Raw genomic sequence first — 18,182 nt, 5'->3', positions numbered from 1 at the left:
TAACCTCACTTCATTTTGGGATCTAACGCATCACGAAGCCCATCACCAAATAGGTTGATTGATAGAACAGTCAAAAAGATAAACAGGCCGGGGAAGAGCGAAATCCAAGGCGCATCTCCAAGATAGCCCTGTCCCATCGATAACATTGCTCCCCAACTAGGCGTTGGAGGCTGAGTGCCCAATCCTAGGTAACTTAAGGAGGCTTCCGATATGATTGCTGCAGCAATAGAAAGTGTTGCTTGAACTAAAATTGGCGGCATACAGTTCGGTAGGATATGTCTGAATATGATTTTAAAGTCACTGATTCCTGAGGCCTTTGCAGCTGTAACATATTCCCGCTCTCTCTGACTCAATACTTCCCCCCTAACTAGACGAATAAAATTAGGTGTGAATATAATGCCTATTGCAATCATGGCATTCTGTAATCCAGCCCCAAGAACTGCAGCCAGTGAAAGTGCCAAAACTAACGGAGGGAATGATAGCAATGCATCCGTAAAACGCATAACCACATATTCATCAAGAACGCCACGGTAATATCCTGAAAATAGACCGATTGGAATTCCAATCAATAACGCAATCCCAACAGAAATTATCCCAGCCTCGATCGACACTCTAGCCCCATATATGATCCTAGTGAAAATATCGCGGCCAAGCTCATCCGTTCCTAGAAGATTTTCAGCATTCGGACTCTGAAGGAATTTAGCATAATCTTGTTCGCTAGGATTATAAGGAGCTACCACCGGCGCAAAAATAGCTATAATAATTAGTAGAAATGTAAATATACCTCCTGCTACAGCCATTTTATTTTGAAAAAAGCGCGATGCCATTTCTTTCATTCTACGTTTTTTAGGACTCTCTACGACTGCTATTTTCTGATTCAATTGTGCTTCCATGGTCACTGGCCCCCTGTTAGCTTAATTCTTGGATCAAGAATGGAATAAAGAATATCAATAAAGAAGTTCACCATTACAACCGCTATGGCCATGAACAGTACGGCACCCTGCACAACCGGGAAGTCCCTTGTCATGATGGCATCAATGACAAGTCTTCCGAGACCTGGAATTGCAAATATCGTTTCGGTGATCACTGCACCTCCAAGGAAAGTGGCTAATTGCAATCCACTCACGGTAACGACAGGAATAAGTGCGTTTTTTAAAGCATGTCCAATTACGACTCCTCGTTCTAAAACACCTTTTGCATAGGCAGTCCGGATATAATCGGCCTCAAGCACTTCAAGCATGCTTGACCGTAACATTCTGGTTATCTCTGCACTCAATCGGACTCCTACGGCAAGAGCAGGTAAAATCATTAAAAGCATGCTCTGTTTAAAATCTTTCCAGGGCTCCACATACCCTGATGGCGCTAACCATCCTAATGAAATGGAAAAGACGAAAATCAGCAATATCCCTAGGAAAAATGGGGGGACTGACACCCCTGACAACGCAAATGTTGTTCCAAAGTAATCCCAGAACGTCCCTTTTCTTGTTGCTGAAATGATACCCGCTGGAATGGCGATCAGCATCGCAATGATAAACGACATGATAGATAATTGAATCGTCACCGGCAGCTTCTGAAGGAGTACAGTAAGAACGGGGGTATTATCTTTCAATGAATTTCCAAGGTCTCCCTGAAGAACGTTTGTTACCCAGTTAAAATACTGAACATAAAGAGGATCATTCAGGCCCATCTGCTCCCTTAATGCCTGCAGCGATTCTTCAGTCGCCTCTTGTCCTAAGATCATCCTTGCAGGGTCGCCTGGCGTGAGATGAACGAGTGAAAAAACAATGATACTTACTAAGAATAAGATAACGATCATAAGTCCTAATCGACGAAGCAAAAACTTTACCACGGTGCACCCTCCCTTTTTTAAAGTTTAAAAATAGTTCGGCCTGGAAACTGGTCTCCAAGCCGAGTCATGTAAATGGGGCTATTTAAATGAAACGTCATGAAAGCGCATCATTTGGTCCGCGATGTGATTATACCCTTGCAGGTTATTCTTGTATGCTTTGTAATCCTTCTCATGATAAAGAAAGATGTATGGAACTTCTTCTTGACCTAGCTTTGTAGCTTCGGAATAAATTTTCTTTCGTTCTTTCTGATCTGTCTCAATGCGAGCTTTTTCTAGAAGCTCGTCCATTTTAGGATTGGAATACCCATAGTTGATAGAACCATCTGTATGGAACAAGGCGTAGATATTACCGTCTGGATCGGTTCTTCCGCTCCATCCCAAACGAACTGCATCAAATTTGAAGTTATCCATGTTATCAAGCATTGTTCCAAACTCAACCATTTCAAGATTCACCTTGATACCCGCTTCTTTAGCCATGGATTGGATCATTTGTGAAATTTGTTCCTCTACTGGCTTTGGAGATAGCTGTAGCGTGAATTCGAATCCATCCGGATAACCGGCGTCAGCCATGATTTTCTTCGCTTTTTCAATATCCTTCTTCTTCGGTTTAATACTTTCGTCATATGCCCATGTTCCAGGAGGGATCGCACCTGCTGAATCTACTGCTGTATCGCGAAGGGCTACTTTAATAATTGCGTCATGATCGATGACCAAATCCAACGCCTGGCGAAGTGCTTTATTGTTGAATGGTTCGCTCTTATGGTTCAAATACAGCCCCTGGAATCCAAGCGCTCCTGCTTCAGATAAGGTAAGGTTTGAATCATTTTTAAGCTTTTCGACATCTTTTGGCGGAACCTTGCTAATGATATCAACATCACCAGATGTCAGGTTTGTCAGTCTGACGTTCTCATCGGCATATGGACGATAAACGATTTTCTCAAACTTTGGCGCACCGTTCCAATAGTCTGCATTCTTTTCTACTTCAATTTTGTCTTGCTTAACACGGGATACAAATTTGAACGGACCAGTACCTACAGGAGAATTAGCAAAGTCTTTGCCCTTTTCTTTTACCGCTGTAGGGGAAACCATCATGCCAGCCCGGTCAGATAGTGCTGCAAGGAATGGACTGTACGGTTCTGACAGCACAACCTTCAATGTTGTTTCGTCGACCACTTCTAACTTTTCAATGGTAGATAGTTCAGATGCACGCGGTGAACCTGCATTAGGATCCATCATGCGTTCAAAGTTGAATTTAACCGCTTCAGCATTGAACGGGGTTCCATCATGGAACTTAACATTCTTTTGCAGTGTGAAGGTGTAAGTTTTGCCATCCTCTGAAATATCCCACTTTTCTGCAAGCATTGGAACAAAGTTAAGCTCTTTATCCACGTCAACCAGCTTATCATAGATACTGTGGAAGATTTGGCGATCAACCGCAGCTGTAGAGAAATGTGGATCCAACTGCGGCGGATCATCGTCCAGACCAACTACCAGTTCTGTTTTGTCCGTTTTTTCCGGAGTGTTAGTAGTTGCTGATTTTTCTGTTTTTGAACTAGAAGAATTACTATTGTTGCATCCAGTTAGAAGCAATAATAAACTCATCAATACTGCTGCAAATACTTTTACTTTCTTTCTCACTTTTTCTTTTCCCCCTCTTTGCGAAACATTTTCTTAACAAAAGTAGGCATATAGTTCCAAAATTCTACTTTACGAAAGCGTTTCACTAATTTAAATATCATTTTGAATTTCGTATTATTATAATACAGGGAATTAAAAAAATCTATATAATATTCAGAAAAAATTAAAGATTTTTCCTGGTATTTTTTATTATTTTTCCAGTTCATATTGATATTCCAATCAATTGTAAGATAATATAAATCTACTAATGTTAATGGAAAAGTGGTGTTTGAATGAAAATTGATGACACGGACCGCATGATTTTGCAACTTTTAGCTGAAAATGGACGAATGTCCTACGTCGACATCGGAAAAGAATTAAATCTATCTAGGGTAGCAATCCGGGAAAGAGTCAATCAATTAATAAAGGAAGGTATCATAGAAAAATTTTCTGCCGTAATCAATTCGGAGAAAGTAGGAAAGGCTGTATCTGCCTTTTTTGAAGTTGATTGTGAGCCTTCCTCTCTCGTAAACGTTGCAGAAGCCCTCGCGAACAATCCCAGTGTTGCAAGCTGTTATCAGATGACAGGGCCGAGTACCCTACATATGCATGTTTTAGTAGAGGATTTTATTAGGTTGGAGAATTTCATTAACGAAGAATTATACAGCCTAGAAGGAATTACAAGAGTGGAAAGCCATATTTTACTTCGGAGATTCAAAAGCCGTACAGGTTTGAAATTGTAGATTGAGCCAAAAAATAACGCCAAAATTGCAAAAGGACAAAAACATAATTGCACCTAAGTCCTTTTGCCACTATTATAAAAAGAAAATCAATACTTGAGATGCAACTGCGACTGAAATTAGTGCGAATGGGTAGGCGGCAGCATAGGCGATGGATGCGTCTTCTGAGTCCAATGGCTGGTTGGCTGCGCCAAGTCCGGGAGTGCTTGTCATTCCGCCGCATAGTGCTCCTAATGAGTGAATGATGCTGAGCTTGAAAAGCTTTCTAGCGATAAAAAATCCGGCAATTAGTGGCAGGATTGTGATAATCGCACCGCCAATGACAAGATTGAAGCCTTCCTGCTGAATGACTTCGACGATGCCTTTTCCGGCGGTCGTACCGGCACCTGCAAGGAACAAGACTAATCCGATATCACGGATGACCTGGTTTGACGGCTGATAATATCTGGCATGAATAGGGCCGAGTCTTCCAAAATGGCCAATGATTAAAGCAATGAATAACGGCCCGCCAGCGACACCGAATGAAATGGTGCCGAGATTCGGGAAGTGAATTGGTATCATCCCGGCAAAAACACCAAGCAGCAAAACTAGACTGAGCGATAAGATGTGGATATTGGTCACGGTCCATTTTTTTCTGCTGAATAGTTTTTCGACATCATCCAACCTGCCCTTGCTGCTGACTAGTGTCAGAATATCTCCGCGTTCAAGCCGCCACTTTGAATTTTGATTGAATTCAAAACCGCCTCGTTCTATTCTTGTAACTGTTACACCATAAGTGCGTCTCAATTCAAGATCCTTGATTGTCTTCCCAATTAATTCGAGTGCGTCCACCGTGACTTTACGGAGTTCTACATTGTCATGGTTGGCGGTGTTCGTCTCCACTTCACGGCCGATCCCCTTGGAAAGTTTTTTCAAATCGTTAGGCAATCCGACAGCGACTAATCTGTCTCCTACCAGAATAACGGTATCATTAAGTGCGATGATATTCCGATCTCCACGGATGACCCGGCTGATCACGACGGAATTATTTCGGTTGATTTTTAGCTCTTTTAGCGTTCGCTTATTAATAGCAGGAGTCATCACCTCTATCGTTATGACTTCAGGCGACTCATCATTGCGGATAGGGCCTGATTTCTTTTTCAGATCCTCCGAGAGATCGACCTTCAGCATTCGTGGCAACAGCTGTACGAACAGTACCACTGCGAGGACGCCGAATGGGTAAGCAATCCCGTAGCCGACAGAGGCAAGCGGATCGCCAGTGGCTTGAAGTGCAGCAGCTAAACCCGGGGTACTCGTAAGCGCACCCGTCATGATTCCAATGCTCAATGCTGGGGAAAGATGGAATAGTTTGGACACGATGATCGTCGTAATCGAAGCGATCAGAACGATCAGCAAGCTAATGATGCCGAACACAATCCCGCTCGTTTTCATCATTCGGAAAAAGCGCGGTCCTGCTGACAAGCCAACGGCAACGATAAATAAGCCAAGTCCCAGCTGCTGGATGACTGGTGACACTTGGTAGCCGAAATGTCCAAACACCATGGCGGCCAGCAAAACCCCAGACGTTCCAAGACTAAGTCCGCGTATTTTGATTTCCCCAAGTGCAGAGCCAAGAAATAAAATCACGAATAATAAAATTAATGGTTCCGCAAGCAAACCTTTTATGAAGTCCATAGATGATTCCTCCAATAGTACGTTTGTGAAATTCTACACAACATAGAATATCACGACAAAGGACCATTTCCTAATCAAGAATTGACGAATTTATTACAAAAACAACATCCCTCTGATGAAAACGTTTTTCTATGCGTTTTCCACTTCACTTTTACAACCATTTTCGTAAAATCAGTACTAACCTTTCTTTTTATAGCGAGTTTTTCCAATTGAAAAAGAGACTCGAAGCTGAGTCTCTTAAATCGGTTGATAAATATCCTCGGCTTACTCGTTGACCACATAACCTTCACCAGACACTTCCATCTTCCCAGGAACCTTGATATAGATGAAGTCTAGTCCCTGCATCATCCCATTTCTGCGGTTGAACTGCTCGCCATCTTCAGCAAATTGGGTAAACGGAAAGGCCTTCGTGTACTTTACAAGTTGAATGTTCACATGATCCTGAGGCAAGATTTTCAAAGTTGTCTCGATCAGCTCTACCTCCGGGGAAGTGAAACGATCAGTGATATCAATATTATCTACATACGAAAAGGTAGAGTAATGGGTAACTTCGATCTTGTCCTCGATGGATTTAACTTTTTCGATAAAAACCATGGCACTCGAACTCTTTGACTCGATGTTCAATTCTTCCCCTTCAATAGGAAATTCCCATGATTTCTTCTTCGACAGTCCGTTGGCTTCCTCGATTTTTCCTGATTCGACAATCGAATAAATATCGCTGTTCAAACGTTCATTTTGCAGCATTTCCTGTTCTGTCAAATAATCTCCCTGATAGGATTCTCCCTTCGGAACAACAAAAGAAAGGGATGCTGTGCAAAGTAAGACAATGATATACACAGTGAACATTTTTGTTGTGCTGCTCCCACTCAAGAATCTGGGGCTTGTAAATCTACCTGAAAAATTTGCCAAACCAATAAAGGCCAATAGGAGAATAAAGAGCAAAATAATCAGACTCATTTTCTCACCTCCAGGTTGTCTGAGAGAAATATTGCCGATCCGAAGGCAACAGTTGATGCAAACAGAACCTTTAAAAGGAACAACAGGAAGGAGGTTTCCTTCACAAAAATGCGTCCAACATCAATCAATAGGGAAGATTCACTTGCAAAGAACACACTAATAAACAAACTACCGAAAAGCAAGGCTGGAAGGAGGATGATGAAAATTTTATTTCTTTGGACTAGCATCCCGACCAGATAGCCCAGCGCCGTGAAAAGAAACAGATATAGGATGATTCCAACAAGGCCCTCTGCCATCTGTAACATTGATAATCGTTGGCTTACGATGTAATCTTGCTCCTGGAGGATCAAGACTGACAGCTTCAAAGACTGGCTCGCCAGCAGGAAAGTAACTCCTCCAATAATACTTGCCCAGCCAAGGAACAGGATATTTGCTAAGTTGCTGCTCATTCTGTTGGCGACAAATGCGTAATCATCAAATCGATACGCTTTGGTTGTTACAATAATTGCCGAAATGAACGCCCAGATCATCATAAAAGCAAGGATAAAAGACCCTGAATAATATTTCATTTCATAACTAAAAGAGTCTGAGCCGCCTCCCCCACCTCCTTCTCCTCCTAACGAAAACAGAATTCCAATGATTTGCAGCATCATCAGAGAAGTGAACATTCCCCGATAGGATTTCAATTTGAATCGGAATTGCTTTTTTACAATATCCCAGAGACTAGTTTTTGGTAAAGACATCATCAATCCCGCCTTTCTCCTGGCTCGTCAAGTACAGACAAAGATCTTCATTGGAAATCGTCGAGAACTTTAAGCCCTTGTTCATAGCTGAAGTTATCTGACCTTCTGACAAATTATTGCGAATCAACGCATAGCTTTTGCCAAAGTCAGTACTATTGCGATGGAATAGTTCATGTCCAGAAAGCCAGTCGTTCAGCATATCATCTCTTCCGCTGACTATGACTGCATACTCTCGCATGTCTTCAACCGTCATATGCAACAATTGCCTTCCATCCTTTAAGACCAAGATGTCTTCCAAGAGGTCCTCAACTTCGTTCAGATGATGGCTTGAAATGATGATTGTCCTTGGGTTGGCAAGATAGTCTTTTAGCAACGCCCGGTAAAAATCCTTCCTAACGCCAGCATCCATCCCGTTTGTCGGCTCATCAAAGATCGTCAACGGACAGCGGGAGGCCAGCCCCAAAATCGCATGAAAAGTATTCTTCATCCCTTTCGACAATCCTGTATGGTGCTGCTTCAGATCAAGACGGAAATAGCTCATTAGATTCCTGGCCAATTTCATGTCCCAGTTTGGGTAAAAACTTGCTGCCGAGTCCAATAGTTCATCCAGACTCAGCGATGCTGGCAGATTCATATCATTATCCACCATGACCATATTCGCTGACACCGACAGATTATTGAATGGACTTTCGCCAAATACCCTTACCTCACCTGAACTCTCCCGTATGAAACCAGCGGCGATTTGCAGCATTGTCGTCTTGCCGGCTCCATTCCTGCCAATCAGCCCTGTGATCTTATTCTCCCCGATGGAAAACGTCAACTCATCCAGTACTTTTTTCTTTCCATATATTTTCGTTACTTTATTGAATTCAAGCACACTCATCAATCCCCCTTCACTTCCCGTTTGGCTGCCTGGATCATCTCACTCAACTCCTCCTCCGTCACCTGAAGAAGATCTGCCTCTTGCACCAACTCTCGTACCATTGACTTCAATGTCTGGTTTCTCCGTTTCGCCGAGATAATCATTTTTGCATCCTCCGTTACAAACATACCAAGACCGCGCTTTTTATAAAGAACGCTTTCATCCGCTAACAGATTCAATCCTTTTGCCGCTGTCGCCGGATTGATATTCAGCATTTCCGCTAGCTGATATTGTGAATGAACCTTCTCATCCTTCTTGATGCTTTCGCTTAGAATCTCCGTTTCCAGCCACTCAGCAATCTGAACGTAAATTGGCTTCATGCTATCTGAATTAAGAATCAACCCCGCACCTCCTTCAACAAGTAACATAGTACATTACTGTTATAATGTACTATACACTATACTATATAGCCATTCAAGGGAAATTTAACCATTCCACCGATTGAAAAATAAAAACCCCCATCGTAGTACACGAGGGGGGGGTTATAATGCATTCGTCCGATCGAGTGGGCTTTCTAGCTTCGAAAGCTCCAGCTTCATCTTTTCTGTTTCAAGCAGGTAGTTTTCATGCTTGAGCCGTTCAAGCTCGATTTCATCCTTCAACATAGTATGTTTGATTTTTGCCACTTTTTGATAATGACTTGAGATGATGGCAACGAGCGGGATTGAAAACACCATGATGATCGTTATGGTTCCGGTCATGGAACTTCACTCCAAACTTTCCTGGTTTTATTTCCATCATAGCAAAACAGGAAAAATAAACCAACCTTTTTTCAAAAAAATAGATCAGCTTAGCTGACCCACACAAGGGAAAATGTCGTTCCCCGACGATTGCTCTCTTTTAAAAGTAGATCGGCCCCCATCGACCTGGCCAGCATCTTGCTGAAAGGCAGGCCGAGGCCAAGACCCCTGACTTTGAGTTTCTTTTTCTCTCCGCGAAAAAAACGTTCAAATACGAGTGCCTGTTCTTCCTCCGGAATTCCTTGTCCTGTATCTTTTACATCAATTCCTTCTTCAGAAAGTATGATGGAGATGGAACCCGAATCATCGATTGCCTGATGAGAGTTATTCAATAGATTGATCAGGATTTGCTGCAGACGGAGCGGATCGATTATTTTGTAAACGGTCGTTTCTGGGGTAACCACGTTGAGATTCACAGGTTCAGTTTGTGTTACCCTCCATTGCCGGCCAATGTCCTCAACAAGCTTGTTCAAATCACAATTTTCCGGCCGGATAGTGAAGGCACCCGCGGCCAGGGAGTTAAACTCAAGCAAATCGGAAATCATACTTTGTAATCTTTGGATTTCTTTTAGCGTGATATCGAGGAATTCTTGACGCTCCTCCCCAGTCACGATTCCATCCCGCACTGCTTGGACGAGGCCACTGATGGAGGTAACAGGCGTTTTCAAATCATGCGTTACCCCAGCGAGCAGTTCGGCCCGCATTTGCTCTAACTGTGTCAGGCGATTAGTCATATCTTTAAAGGAAGTGACAAGTTGGTGTATTTCAAGTTCTTTTGGATTCGAATCCAATTTGATCGCATAATTCCCTTCCCGAACTTGTGCTGCTGCTCTTGCGACATCCTGAATCGGTTTGAGAATTTTTTTGGTGAGCAGATAAATGACGATCCAACCAAGCAAACCAAGTCCCAGCAATAAAACAATCAACAGCCGGTATTCCTGATTGAAATCAGCTAATTTGTCGGCATTTTGCATCACTACTACCCATCCGGTTTGATGGTCATTCATTAAGATAGGGGATTTTACAATGTAGACTTGCTGGCCATTTTGATTTACCTGATTAATCGAATCTTCATTTTTAAATACAGAAGCAGGTATTTCTCCTTCGGCGTGGTGTGGAGCCCCTCCCCCCATCATCGGCCAGGAATTCAGAATCATCCCTTCCAAATCGGTAATGAATAGCTGAGGCTGATTTTCCATTTGAAGAATCCTGGCTCTTTCCTGCATTCTAAGGTCTAGACCGCCATAATCATTCTTCTCGGTGAATTGTCCTAGTCGATCCGCTGTTTCAACCGCCAGGTACTCCATTAAATTCAACCGGTTATCCAACGTGGTTTGCCTGATCCACCACATTGACCCGGCCCCTAGCAATAGGAGCCCGGCAACCAGTGTAAGGAGATACCTCGTCGTCCAGTATCTCAGTAGGGTTGTTGGTTTATTATTTATCGTAAACACTAAATTGATACCCCAATCCTCTTAATGTCCTGATTTCTCCCTGTTCAGCTGGCCAATCTGCAAGCGATTGCCGAATGCGTTTGATGGATAGATCCACAGCTCGGTCACTTCCGTCATAATCCATTCCCCAAACATTTTCGATCAAATCTTCTCTCGTAAAGGTCCGGTTTGGCCTTGCAACCAAGAAGATAAGTAGATTGAGATCCTTTGGCGTCAGCACCACTTTTTCCCCATTTACCGTGACGACATGTGAGTCCATATTAATTTTTAAGCTGCCAAATTGTTTCTCATTTTCTGTTTCAAGGACATTCGAGGAGCGGCGCAGCACGGCATTGACCCGGGCTACCACTTCTTCGCCGACGAACGGCTTGGAGATATAGTCGTCCGCGCCATGATTCAAGCCCTTCAAACGATAATCAATCTCTCCCAATGCTGTCAGCATAATAACAGGACAGGCGCTAATTTTGCGAATTTCTTTTAAAATTTCCCAACCATTCATTTCAGGGAGCATGACATCCAGCAGCACAAGATCCGGCTTACTCTGCGTAAATATTGACAGTCCTTCTCCGCCATCATACGCCTGCACTACCTCATAGCCTTCATGCTTCATATATACCGCTAGTACTCTTGAAATCGTTTGCTCGTCTTCCACTATTAAAATTGTTTTCATTGCCGTCCTCCCGTTTATCCTGCCTGTCCCTTTAGGCTGACACTTCTTGATGAAATGATCTATATTGTTATTTTACAAGAAAAATCCCCCGTTTTGTACCGGGGGACATAGATAAATAATATTGTTTAGGCTGTTTCCGTTATCTTAAGAAAAACCCTTTGTTATAAACCTTGGCCGCCATTATTGTAGCCCATGCCGCCGCCACGACCTCCTTTTCCACCGAAACCGTCATTTTGACCCATTCCACTGAAACCACCTTGTTGACCCATTTGACCTTGGCTGCCAAATCCGCCTTTTTGTCCCATTCCACCATGACCGCCGCCAAATCCGCTACCTTGTGCCATGCCGCCGAAACCTGTCATTCCAAAGCGGCCCATTCCATCTTCAAACAGCGTGTCAAGCTTGTCTGCATCTTTATCCCTAATCTCCTGGATCAGTTGCTGAGTATCCTTATCTGCTGTAGAAATTCCCATTTCGTTTGCAAGGTTTACGACCTTTTTATCCATAACTGCTCGGGCGATTTCCCGAATGTCTTTGCCGTCTACTGTAATTCCAAGTTCTTTAGCCTGTTGATTGACATAGGCAGTATGGACTTCCAGCTGAAGCGTAGCCAAGTCCTTGCCTTCTGTAGAGACCCCTAGCTCTTTCGCTTTTTCATTCAAGTTTGCTGTGCGGATTTCTTCCATTAGAGCCTGAGCATCCTTGTTGTCGGTAGATACTCCGAGTTCCTTCGCTTTTTCCTTCAGGTTTGCTAACTGAATTTCATTTCGAAGTGCGTCTGCATCCTTCCCATCGGCAGAAACGCCAAGATCCTTCGCTCTTTCCTTAAGGTTGGCCAGCTGAACTTCCTCGGCAAGCGCTGTAAGATCTTTGCCGTCCGTAGTGATTCCAAGTTCTTTCGCTTTGCTAGTGAGGGTTGCCTCACGAATTTCACCCATTAAGGTTCTAGGGTCTTTACCGGAAGTGCTGATGCCAAGATCCTTAGCCCTTTGGTTCAAGACTTCTGAATTGCCTCCCATATTTCCCATATTCCCCATATGCCCTGACCCGTTTCCGAAGAAGCTTTTAACAGCGGTTGCTGCTGTAGTGGCAGAGCTTTCAACAGTACCTGTAGTACTATCAGCATTCGCGATGGAAGTAGTAGCATAGCCTCCCAGCAATAATGCACCTGCAACGGTAAATCCAATAACTGATTTCTTTTTCATTTTAATATCCTCCTATAAATTTCATTTTTAGGTTCAGGTTGTGCATGAACCTTATACTTATAATTTACAGGTTGATTATGTCAGCAAAATGTCAGACTGAAAAAAATTGAAAAAACATTTGGCAATTGAAAACCGGGTACTGCTTGGACATTTCATTTTTGGGGGATTTTTTCATGTCCGGTAGATGTCAGCAACAAAATTTGGCTCCTAGTTTATGTCCCTACTGAATTATTTCATCCTTTTTTCTGTGATTGACTCGGACAGCCTCTCATACATTTTTTCGATTCCTTTTTCAGTGGCTTCATAGGAAAAAGAGTTGCCAAGAGTAATTCCGAGATTTTCAGCTTCATTGGCAACGTCAATATTAGCCCCCAAAAAAAGAAACTCCCAGTTGTATTTTTCCTGCTGATGCTGGATCAGTTCTTTCACTTTTTCATATGTGAACTCCTGGCTTGCGTTTTCCATTCCGTCAGTGGTGATGACGAAAAGGACTTTACCTGGCCTCCGGTTTTCCGATGATTTTGCCAGCCGGTATCCGACGTCCAGGATCGTTTTCCCTACCGCATCCAGCAGCGCAGTGGTACCGCGGACAAAATACTCATCCGCTGTAAGCTTCGCATTCCTGGTGTCTATTCCACTCCAAAGGACCTCGTATTCATCATCAAAAAGCACAGTTGTCACGATTGTTTCACCTGCAAGCTCTGATTGTTTTTTCACGAATGCATTGAAGCCGCCGATCGTATCGCTTTCCAGCCCGGCCATTGAACCGCTGCGGTCGAGCAAAAAAATGATTTCTGTTAAATTCTTATTCATGTCCGTCTTCCTCCTAATCTGATTCTGTTATAATCATAGCTAGATTCATCCATATATTGGTCGCCTGATAAGCGACATTTTTTTAGGGAGGCTCGCCACATGCTTGATCACCACGTTTTAGAAGAACTGCAAGAATATATTGAAGAGAAATTGATAGTTGTTGTTTATCATCACTCAATATCCCACAATGAGGATTATGTGCTCGAAAGCATTTCCCCGCTAGAAATGGAAGATTTTATCGAAAAAAAACGCAAGCCAACCTTGCAAAAAGTACTGTTTGGCTACATTGATAACAAAAACGCAACCGACGCTGCGATTTATAAAAAGGCGGGAATGGATCGGAGGCATTTTTCAAAAATCCGCTCGAACCCTGACTACCGGCCGAGCAAGAGTACCGTGATTGCCCTCGCACTTGCTCTGGAATTGAGCAAAAAGGAAGCCGACAAGCTATTAAGCTCTGCCGGCTATTCTTTATCGGACAGTGAGACATCCGACCTTGTCATTCAGTTTTGCCTTGAAAAAAATATTTATGACATCCACCAGGTTAACTACGCTCTTGATTATTTCAGTCAAAAGCCGTTAGGGAATGGCTTTTAGGCGCTGGTCATCTATGGCAAGCCCTTTCAATATTTAATGAATGACTGATCCTCGCTCAAAATGATTCATGCATGTCAATTCAATAATATAATCATAATTAGCGATTGTTCTTTGTAGTTCGTTTTTTTCATCAATAGATAGGTCTGGATGCTGCATTTTATTCGCCAGCTGCATCTGCCATTTTTCTAAATGAGATTTTACTTCAAGATAGTCCATATCCAACACCCTTCCTTATAATGAAATCGCTTTCTTTATATGTTTATTATACTCCGCACACCCTTTAGGGTATCAGTGAAATTATTGTGATTTTGTGAAATCTTGTTGAGAATGCTCGCACGATGCGGAAAAGCGCTAAACTATTTATGACGCCTTCCTGCATACGATGACTTCTCTAGTGAAGTTGCCTTTTTTTACAATGCCGCGGTCGATAATTTCAAAACCCGCTGACCGAATGATGGGATCGATTGGCTCTATCGTGACGATGACTGCTTTATCGGCAAAAGTTCTTGTGTTCTGGAGCATATCCAGCTGCTCTTGTGCAGTAATTACCGAACACAGATTATAAGGCATATCGATTATAGCTACATCATAATGCCCTGTAACTTCCATCAGGTCGAGAAGTTTTATTTCTGTTGAGTAGCCGAAGTGTGCGATGTTTTCACGGGTACCTTCGAGGATCAGCGGATTGTGATCACTGCCAACGATATCGATCCCCATTGACAGTGCCTCCACCACGACGGTACCTATGCCGCAGCATGGATCGATTGCTTTTGCCTTTGCTGGATCGGGAACGGCAATATTGGCTACCGCTCTGGCGACTCGTGTGCTCAACGCCGTTGAATAGCTGTGGGGTTTGTGCTGATGATGCAGCCAAAGCTGTTCACTGCTATGGAGCTGGCCAAAATACCACCAGCCATTGACCTCGAGAATGCCAAGAATAAGATCCGGTTTTTTCAGCTCAGGAATTCCTTTCATAGCCAGGCCAACTTCACGTTCAATCCTCCGTCTCGCTTCAAAAGTAAGTTTTTTGAGACCAGCCGCTTTTACATACTGCACTTTAAAAGTTGATTCACCAAGTTTCCATTTTTTTACCATAGCAATCAATTGTTGAAAATCCTTCGCCTTGAAAAATAGATCCATTCGTTCCCTTATAAATGGGCTTCTGCTTGGATCGATTTCGAAACTGCTTTCCAATATGCCTGCTTCCTCGTCCTTTCCGAAAAAGGATCTCATTTCCAGCATGCATAATGATTTTTCTTCTTCCGGAAATGCGTAATTGTATAAATAAGAGCCATGGGAGATCACGTACCATCATATCCTTTCAAATCAATCTGGCTCCACATGGACATGGACGTCATAGATGTCGAACTCCTCCATCAGCTTCTGTTCGACCATCGTGGAAATATCATGTGCTGTGCTGATATCAAGTGATGGGTTCACAGTGATAACACAATCAACGACGATATTATTGCCGTAGTTCCTTGCCTTTAGATCATTTATTCCCTTTACACCAGAAATAGTAAAGATGGTTTGTTTATATTTTTTAATTAGGTCTACATCAAAACCATCTGTAAGCTGGTGGGATGCATCACGGAAAATATCCCAGCCTGTTTTTAAGATCAGCAAGCCTACGATCACGGCGGTAACTGGGTCAAGCCAAGGCAAACCAAATTGGGATCCAAGGATGCCGACTGCAGCACCGATACTTACCCATGAATCCGATAGATTATCTTTTGCCGCGGCCATGACCGAATGGCTATTTATTTTGCGTGCAAGGTTTCGATTATAACGATAAACGGCATACATTACGAATGCCGAAAACAAGCCTGTCCAGGCGGCAATCATATCAGGCGCTTCCTTGGTGCCTTCAGAAATCATCCTTATAGTACTGTATAAAACCTCGATACCAACAATGACCATAATGAAGGACGCGACCATAGACGCAACCATCTCAGACTTCCAATGCCCATATAAATGGTCCTCATCTGCCGGTTTTTGCGACAGCCTTAGCCCAATTAGAACCGAAATCGATGCTAATATATCCGTCGTATTATTTAATCCATCCGCCTTCAATGCCTCTGAACCGCTGATGTAGCCAACAAATAATTTTAAAGTGGACAGCAATATGTATGCAGCGATACTGATCATAGCACCGCGTTCACCTTGTTTTAAATTTGAATACCGTTGTTCATTCAATGGAACAGCCTCCAATCACCTGCTAAAACATTTTAACAATGAAAAAGCGAATAAGTCTATAGAAACCTCTTTTTTCCCTTTTTGGCTAAAAAATTTCCTTCATGCAAACGAATTCTGTTTCCAAACCGACACGTGTCCGCTGTTTCGGGAGGCGATTCTCTCAACTTTCTCGAAAACACAAAAAGGAAGAACATTGTCTTATTATGGCATAAAACCTACGTTGATTATAAATGTTTCTTCCGTTGAACAAAAAACGATCCAATTAAGGATCGCTTTTCTAATTATACTTCCATGATAATTGGCAAGATCATTGGTCTTCTGCCTGTTTTGCTGTACAGGAAGGGATGGACGACATCAATGACCGCCTTTTTGATACTCGACCAGTCTCTTGTGCCGCCTGCCAATTCCGTTACCATTTTATCGGTAATCAGTTCTTCGACATTTTTCATAAGATCGCCTGATTCTCTGACGTAGACGAACCCTCTTGTAACAACGGATGGTTTGTTGATAAGCTGCTTTTTCTCACGGTCGATCGTCATCGTGACAATAACAAGCCCATCCTGTGACAGCACCCTTCTGTCTTTGAGCACGATCTGTCCGATGTCGCCAATCCCGTTTCCATCAACATAAACAGGCTGTGCTGGCACTTTTCCTGTAACCTCGCCGCCTTCGCTAGACAACTCAAGAACATCGCCATTATCTAAAATAAAGCTATTCTCCCGCGGAATTCCGCACTGCATTGCCAGCCTCACGTGCTGATCAAGCATGCGATATTCCCCGTGAATTGGAATGAAAAATTTTGGATTCAGCAGCTTAATCATAAGCTTCTGTTCTTCTTGCTTGCCATGTCCAGAAGTATGGACTTCGCTGATTTTATGATGAATGACATCTGCGCCGATTCGGTGCAGTTTATCAATCACTCGGTTAACGCTAACCGTATTTCCAGGAATTGGAGATGAAGAAAAGACAATCGTGTCCCCAGGAATGACGGCAATTTGTCTGTGTGTGCCGTTTGCAATTCTCGCAAGCGCAGCCATCGGTTCACCCTGGCTTCCCGTACAGATAATCGTCAGCTGGCTGCTCGGAATATGATTGATTTCATTGACACTGACGAACGCTTCGTCCGGAGCAGTAATATAGCCTAATCTGCGGCCAATCTCGAAGGTTTTTTCCATGCTGCGGCCAACAATCGCAATTTTGCGCTTGTATCTTAGCGAAGATTGTACCACTTGCTGAACCCTGTCAATATTCGAGGCAAACGTTGCAAAGATCACGCGGCCGTCCACTGTTTGGAAAATATCCTCGATTGCTTCCCCGACACGTTGCTCAGAAACAGAAAAGCCCGGCTTCTCACTGTTCGTACTGTCAGATAACAGGCATAGCACTCCTTCACCGCTGATTTCAGCAATCTTCTGGAAATCAGTACCTTTGCCAACCGGAGTTAAATCAAATTTGAAATCACCTGTGTGGACGATATTTCCTTCCGGAGTCGTCACCGCAACCCCAAAAGAATCGGCGATACTGTGCGTTGTCCGGAAAAAGCGAACCTTGATATTCTGAAATTCGACAACCGTATCATTGTTAATTTGATGGAACTGGACACCCTTAATTTTGTGTTCCAAAAGTTTGGACTTGATTAACTCGATTGCAAAATCACCGCCATAAATCGGTGCTTTCACATCCTGGAGCAAAAACGGCAGTCCGCCAATATGGTCTTCATGGCCATGGGTGACAAAAATCCCGACTAGCTTGTCCTGGTTTTGTTTCAAATAAGTATAATCCGCGAGCACATAATCAATTCCAAACAATTCATTATCCGGAAACTTGATACCGCAATCCACAAGGACCATTTCATTTTTGTATTCGATTACATACGTATTTTTTCCGATCTCACCAAGACCGCCTAAAGCGAAAATTTTGAGATCTTTTTTTACTTTCTTTTCCATAGTTCAGCTCCTGTTTCTTTGTGCAAATGTATTTATCAAAGATGATAAAAAAGAATAGT

General features: G+C 43.0%; 19 protein-coding genes. 2 read left to right on the top strand and 17 right to left on the bottom strand.

Going from position 1 to position 18,182, the window contains the following annotated elements; genetic code table 11:
• Window positions 1-5 precede the first annotated feature (5 nt).
• The 3 genes from J2S25_RS12660 to J2S25_RS12650 all read right to left on the bottom strand — a co-directional run bounded on the left by J2S25_RS12660 (window position 6) and on the right by J2S25_RS12650 (window position 3,487).
• On the bottom strand, window positions 6-893 hold the full coding sequence (locus J2S25_RS12660) for an ABC transporter permease (protein ID WP_084221772.1): 888 nt from the start codon (window positions 891-893) through the stop codon (window positions 6-8).
• A 2-nt stretch (window positions 894-895) separates the two neighbouring features.
• Window positions 896-1,849, bottom strand: a complete 954-nt coding sequence (gene nikB, locus J2S25_RS12655; protein ID WP_198528180.1) for a nickel ABC transporter permease — start codon at window positions 1,847-1,849, stop codon at window positions 896-898.
• Window positions 1,850-1,927: 78 nt separating this feature from the next.
• The gene (locus tag J2S25_RS12650) at window positions 1,928-3,487 is read right to left on the bottom strand and encodes an ABC transporter substrate-binding protein (RefSeq protein WP_052806993.1); all 1,560 of its coding nucleotides are present in this window, start codon (window positions 3,485-3,487) and stop codon (window positions 1,928-1,930) included.
• A gap of 272 nt (window positions 3,488-3,759) precedes the next feature.
• Between J2S25_RS12650 and J2S25_RS12645 the strand changes: the two genes are divergently transcribed.
• Window positions 3,760-4,209, top strand: coding sequence for an Lrp/AsnC family transcriptional regulator (locus J2S25_RS12645; protein WP_044392883.1), 450 nt, complete (start codon window positions 3,760-3,762; stop codon window positions 4,207-4,209).
• A 72-nt stretch (window positions 4,210-4,281) separates the two neighbouring features.
• Here J2S25_RS12645 and J2S25_RS12640 read toward each other — a convergent pair whose 3' ends face one another.
• The 10 genes from J2S25_RS12640 to J2S25_RS12595 form a co-directional block, all read right to left on the bottom strand.
• The gene (locus tag J2S25_RS12640; RefSeq protein WP_307192080.1) at window positions 4,282-5,880 is read right to left on the bottom strand and encodes an aspartate:alanine exchanger family transporter; all 1,599 of its coding nucleotides are present in this window, start codon (window positions 5,878-5,880) and stop codon (window positions 4,282-4,284) included.
• A 264-nt stretch (window positions 5,881-6,144) separates the two neighbouring features.
• Window positions 6,145-6,837 carry a hypothetical protein gene (locus J2S25_RS12635; RefSeq protein WP_307192079.1) on the bottom strand — a complete coding sequence of 231 codons (693 nt, stop codon included), beginning with the start codon at window positions 6,835-6,837 and terminating at the stop codon, window positions 6,145-6,147.
• Window positions 6,834-7,586, bottom strand: coding sequence for a hypothetical protein (locus J2S25_RS12630; protein WP_307192078.1), 753 nt, complete (start codon window positions 7,584-7,586; stop codon window positions 6,834-6,836). Before J2S25_RS12630 ends, J2S25_RS12635 begins: the two co-directional genes overlap by 4 nt.
• A complete protein-coding gene (locus tag J2S25_RS12625; protein ID WP_307192077.1) occupies window positions 7,561-8,463 on the bottom strand; it encodes an ABC transporter ATP-binding protein in 903 nt (300 codons plus the stop codon). Before J2S25_RS12625 ends, J2S25_RS12630 begins: the two co-directional genes overlap by 26 nt.
• A complete protein-coding gene (locus J2S25_RS12620; protein WP_044392893.1) occupies window positions 8,463-8,843 on the bottom strand; it encodes a GntR family transcriptional regulator in 381 nt (126 codons plus the stop codon). Before J2S25_RS12620 ends, J2S25_RS12625 begins: the two co-directional genes overlap by 1 nt.
• 141 nt (window positions 8,844-8,984) lie before the next feature.
• Window positions 8,985-9,203: a hypothetical protein gene (locus tag J2S25_RS12615; RefSeq protein WP_307192076.1), complete on the bottom strand. Its 219-nt coding sequence runs from the start codon at window positions 9,201-9,203 to the stop codon at window positions 8,985-8,987.
• An 89-nt stretch (window positions 9,204-9,292) separates the two neighbouring features.
• Window positions 9,293-10,594 carry a HAMP domain-containing sensor histidine kinase gene (locus J2S25_RS12610; protein ID WP_307192075.1) on the bottom strand — a complete coding sequence of 434 codons (1,302 nt, stop codon included), beginning with the start codon at window positions 10,592-10,594 and terminating at the stop codon, window positions 9,293-9,295.
• Window positions 10,595-10,679: 85 nt separating this feature from the next.
• Complete coding sequence (locus J2S25_RS12605; RefSeq protein WP_307192074.1) at window positions 10,680-11,366, bottom strand: response regulator transcription factor; 687 nt, start codon at window positions 11,364-11,366, stop codon at window positions 10,680-10,682.
• A 161-nt stretch (window positions 11,367-11,527) separates the two neighbouring features.
• Entirely contained in the window at window positions 11,528-12,571 is a 1,044-nt protein-coding gene (locus J2S25_RS12600) for a hypothetical protein (protein ID WP_307192073.1), read from the bottom strand.
• Window positions 12,572-12,799: 228 nt separating this feature from the next.
• On the bottom strand, window positions 12,800-13,384 hold the full coding sequence (locus J2S25_RS12595) for a vWA domain-containing protein (protein WP_307192072.1): 585 nt from the start codon (window positions 13,382-13,384) through the stop codon (window positions 12,800-12,802).
• 99 nt (window positions 13,385-13,483) lie between these two features.
• On the opposite strand from J2S25_RS12595, the gene J2S25_RS12590 reads away from it, so the two are divergent.
• Window positions 13,484-13,981 carry a hypothetical protein gene (locus J2S25_RS12590; protein WP_307192071.1) on the top strand — a complete coding sequence of 166 codons (498 nt, stop codon included), beginning with the start codon at window positions 13,484-13,486 and terminating at the stop codon, window positions 13,979-13,981.
• A gap of 33 nt (window positions 13,982-14,014) precedes the next feature.
• Here the strand turns inward: J2S25_RS12590 and J2S25_RS12585 are convergent, their stop codons facing one another.
• From J2S25_RS12585 to rnjA, 4 genes are all read right to left on the bottom strand, one after another.
• Entirely contained in the window at window positions 14,015-14,197 is a 183-nt protein-coding gene (locus tag J2S25_RS12585; RefSeq protein ID WP_307192070.1) for a DUF3896 family protein, read from the bottom strand.
• A 144-nt stretch (window positions 14,198-14,341) separates the two neighbouring features.
• Window positions 14,342-15,286 (bottom strand): TRM11 family SAM-dependent methyltransferase, encoded by a 945-nt coding sequence (locus tag J2S25_RS12580; protein WP_307192069.1) that lies wholly within the window; start codon window positions 15,284-15,286, stop codon window positions 14,342-14,344.
• A 21-nt stretch (window positions 15,287-15,307) separates the two neighbouring features.
• A complete protein-coding gene (locus tag J2S25_RS12575) occupies window positions 15,308-16,177 on the bottom strand; it encodes a cation diffusion facilitator family transporter (protein WP_044392906.1) in 870 nt (289 codons plus the stop codon).
• 281 nt (window positions 16,178-16,458) lie between these two features.
• On the bottom strand, window positions 16,459-18,123 hold the full coding sequence (rnjA, locus tag J2S25_RS12570) for a ribonuclease J1 (protein WP_044392908.1): 1,665 nt from the start codon (window positions 18,121-18,123) through the stop codon (window positions 16,459-16,461).
• Window positions 18,124-18,182 lie beyond the last annotated feature (59 nt).

This window comes from Mesobacillus stamsii, assembly GCF_030814065.1.
GTDB classification, from domain to species: domain Bacteria; phylum Bacillota; class Bacilli; order Bacillales; family Cytobacillaceae; genus Mesobacillus; species Mesobacillus stamsii.
The sequence above is the reverse complement of the archived record's forward strand: the minus strand, read 5'-3'. Positions and strand labels throughout refer to the sequence as shown.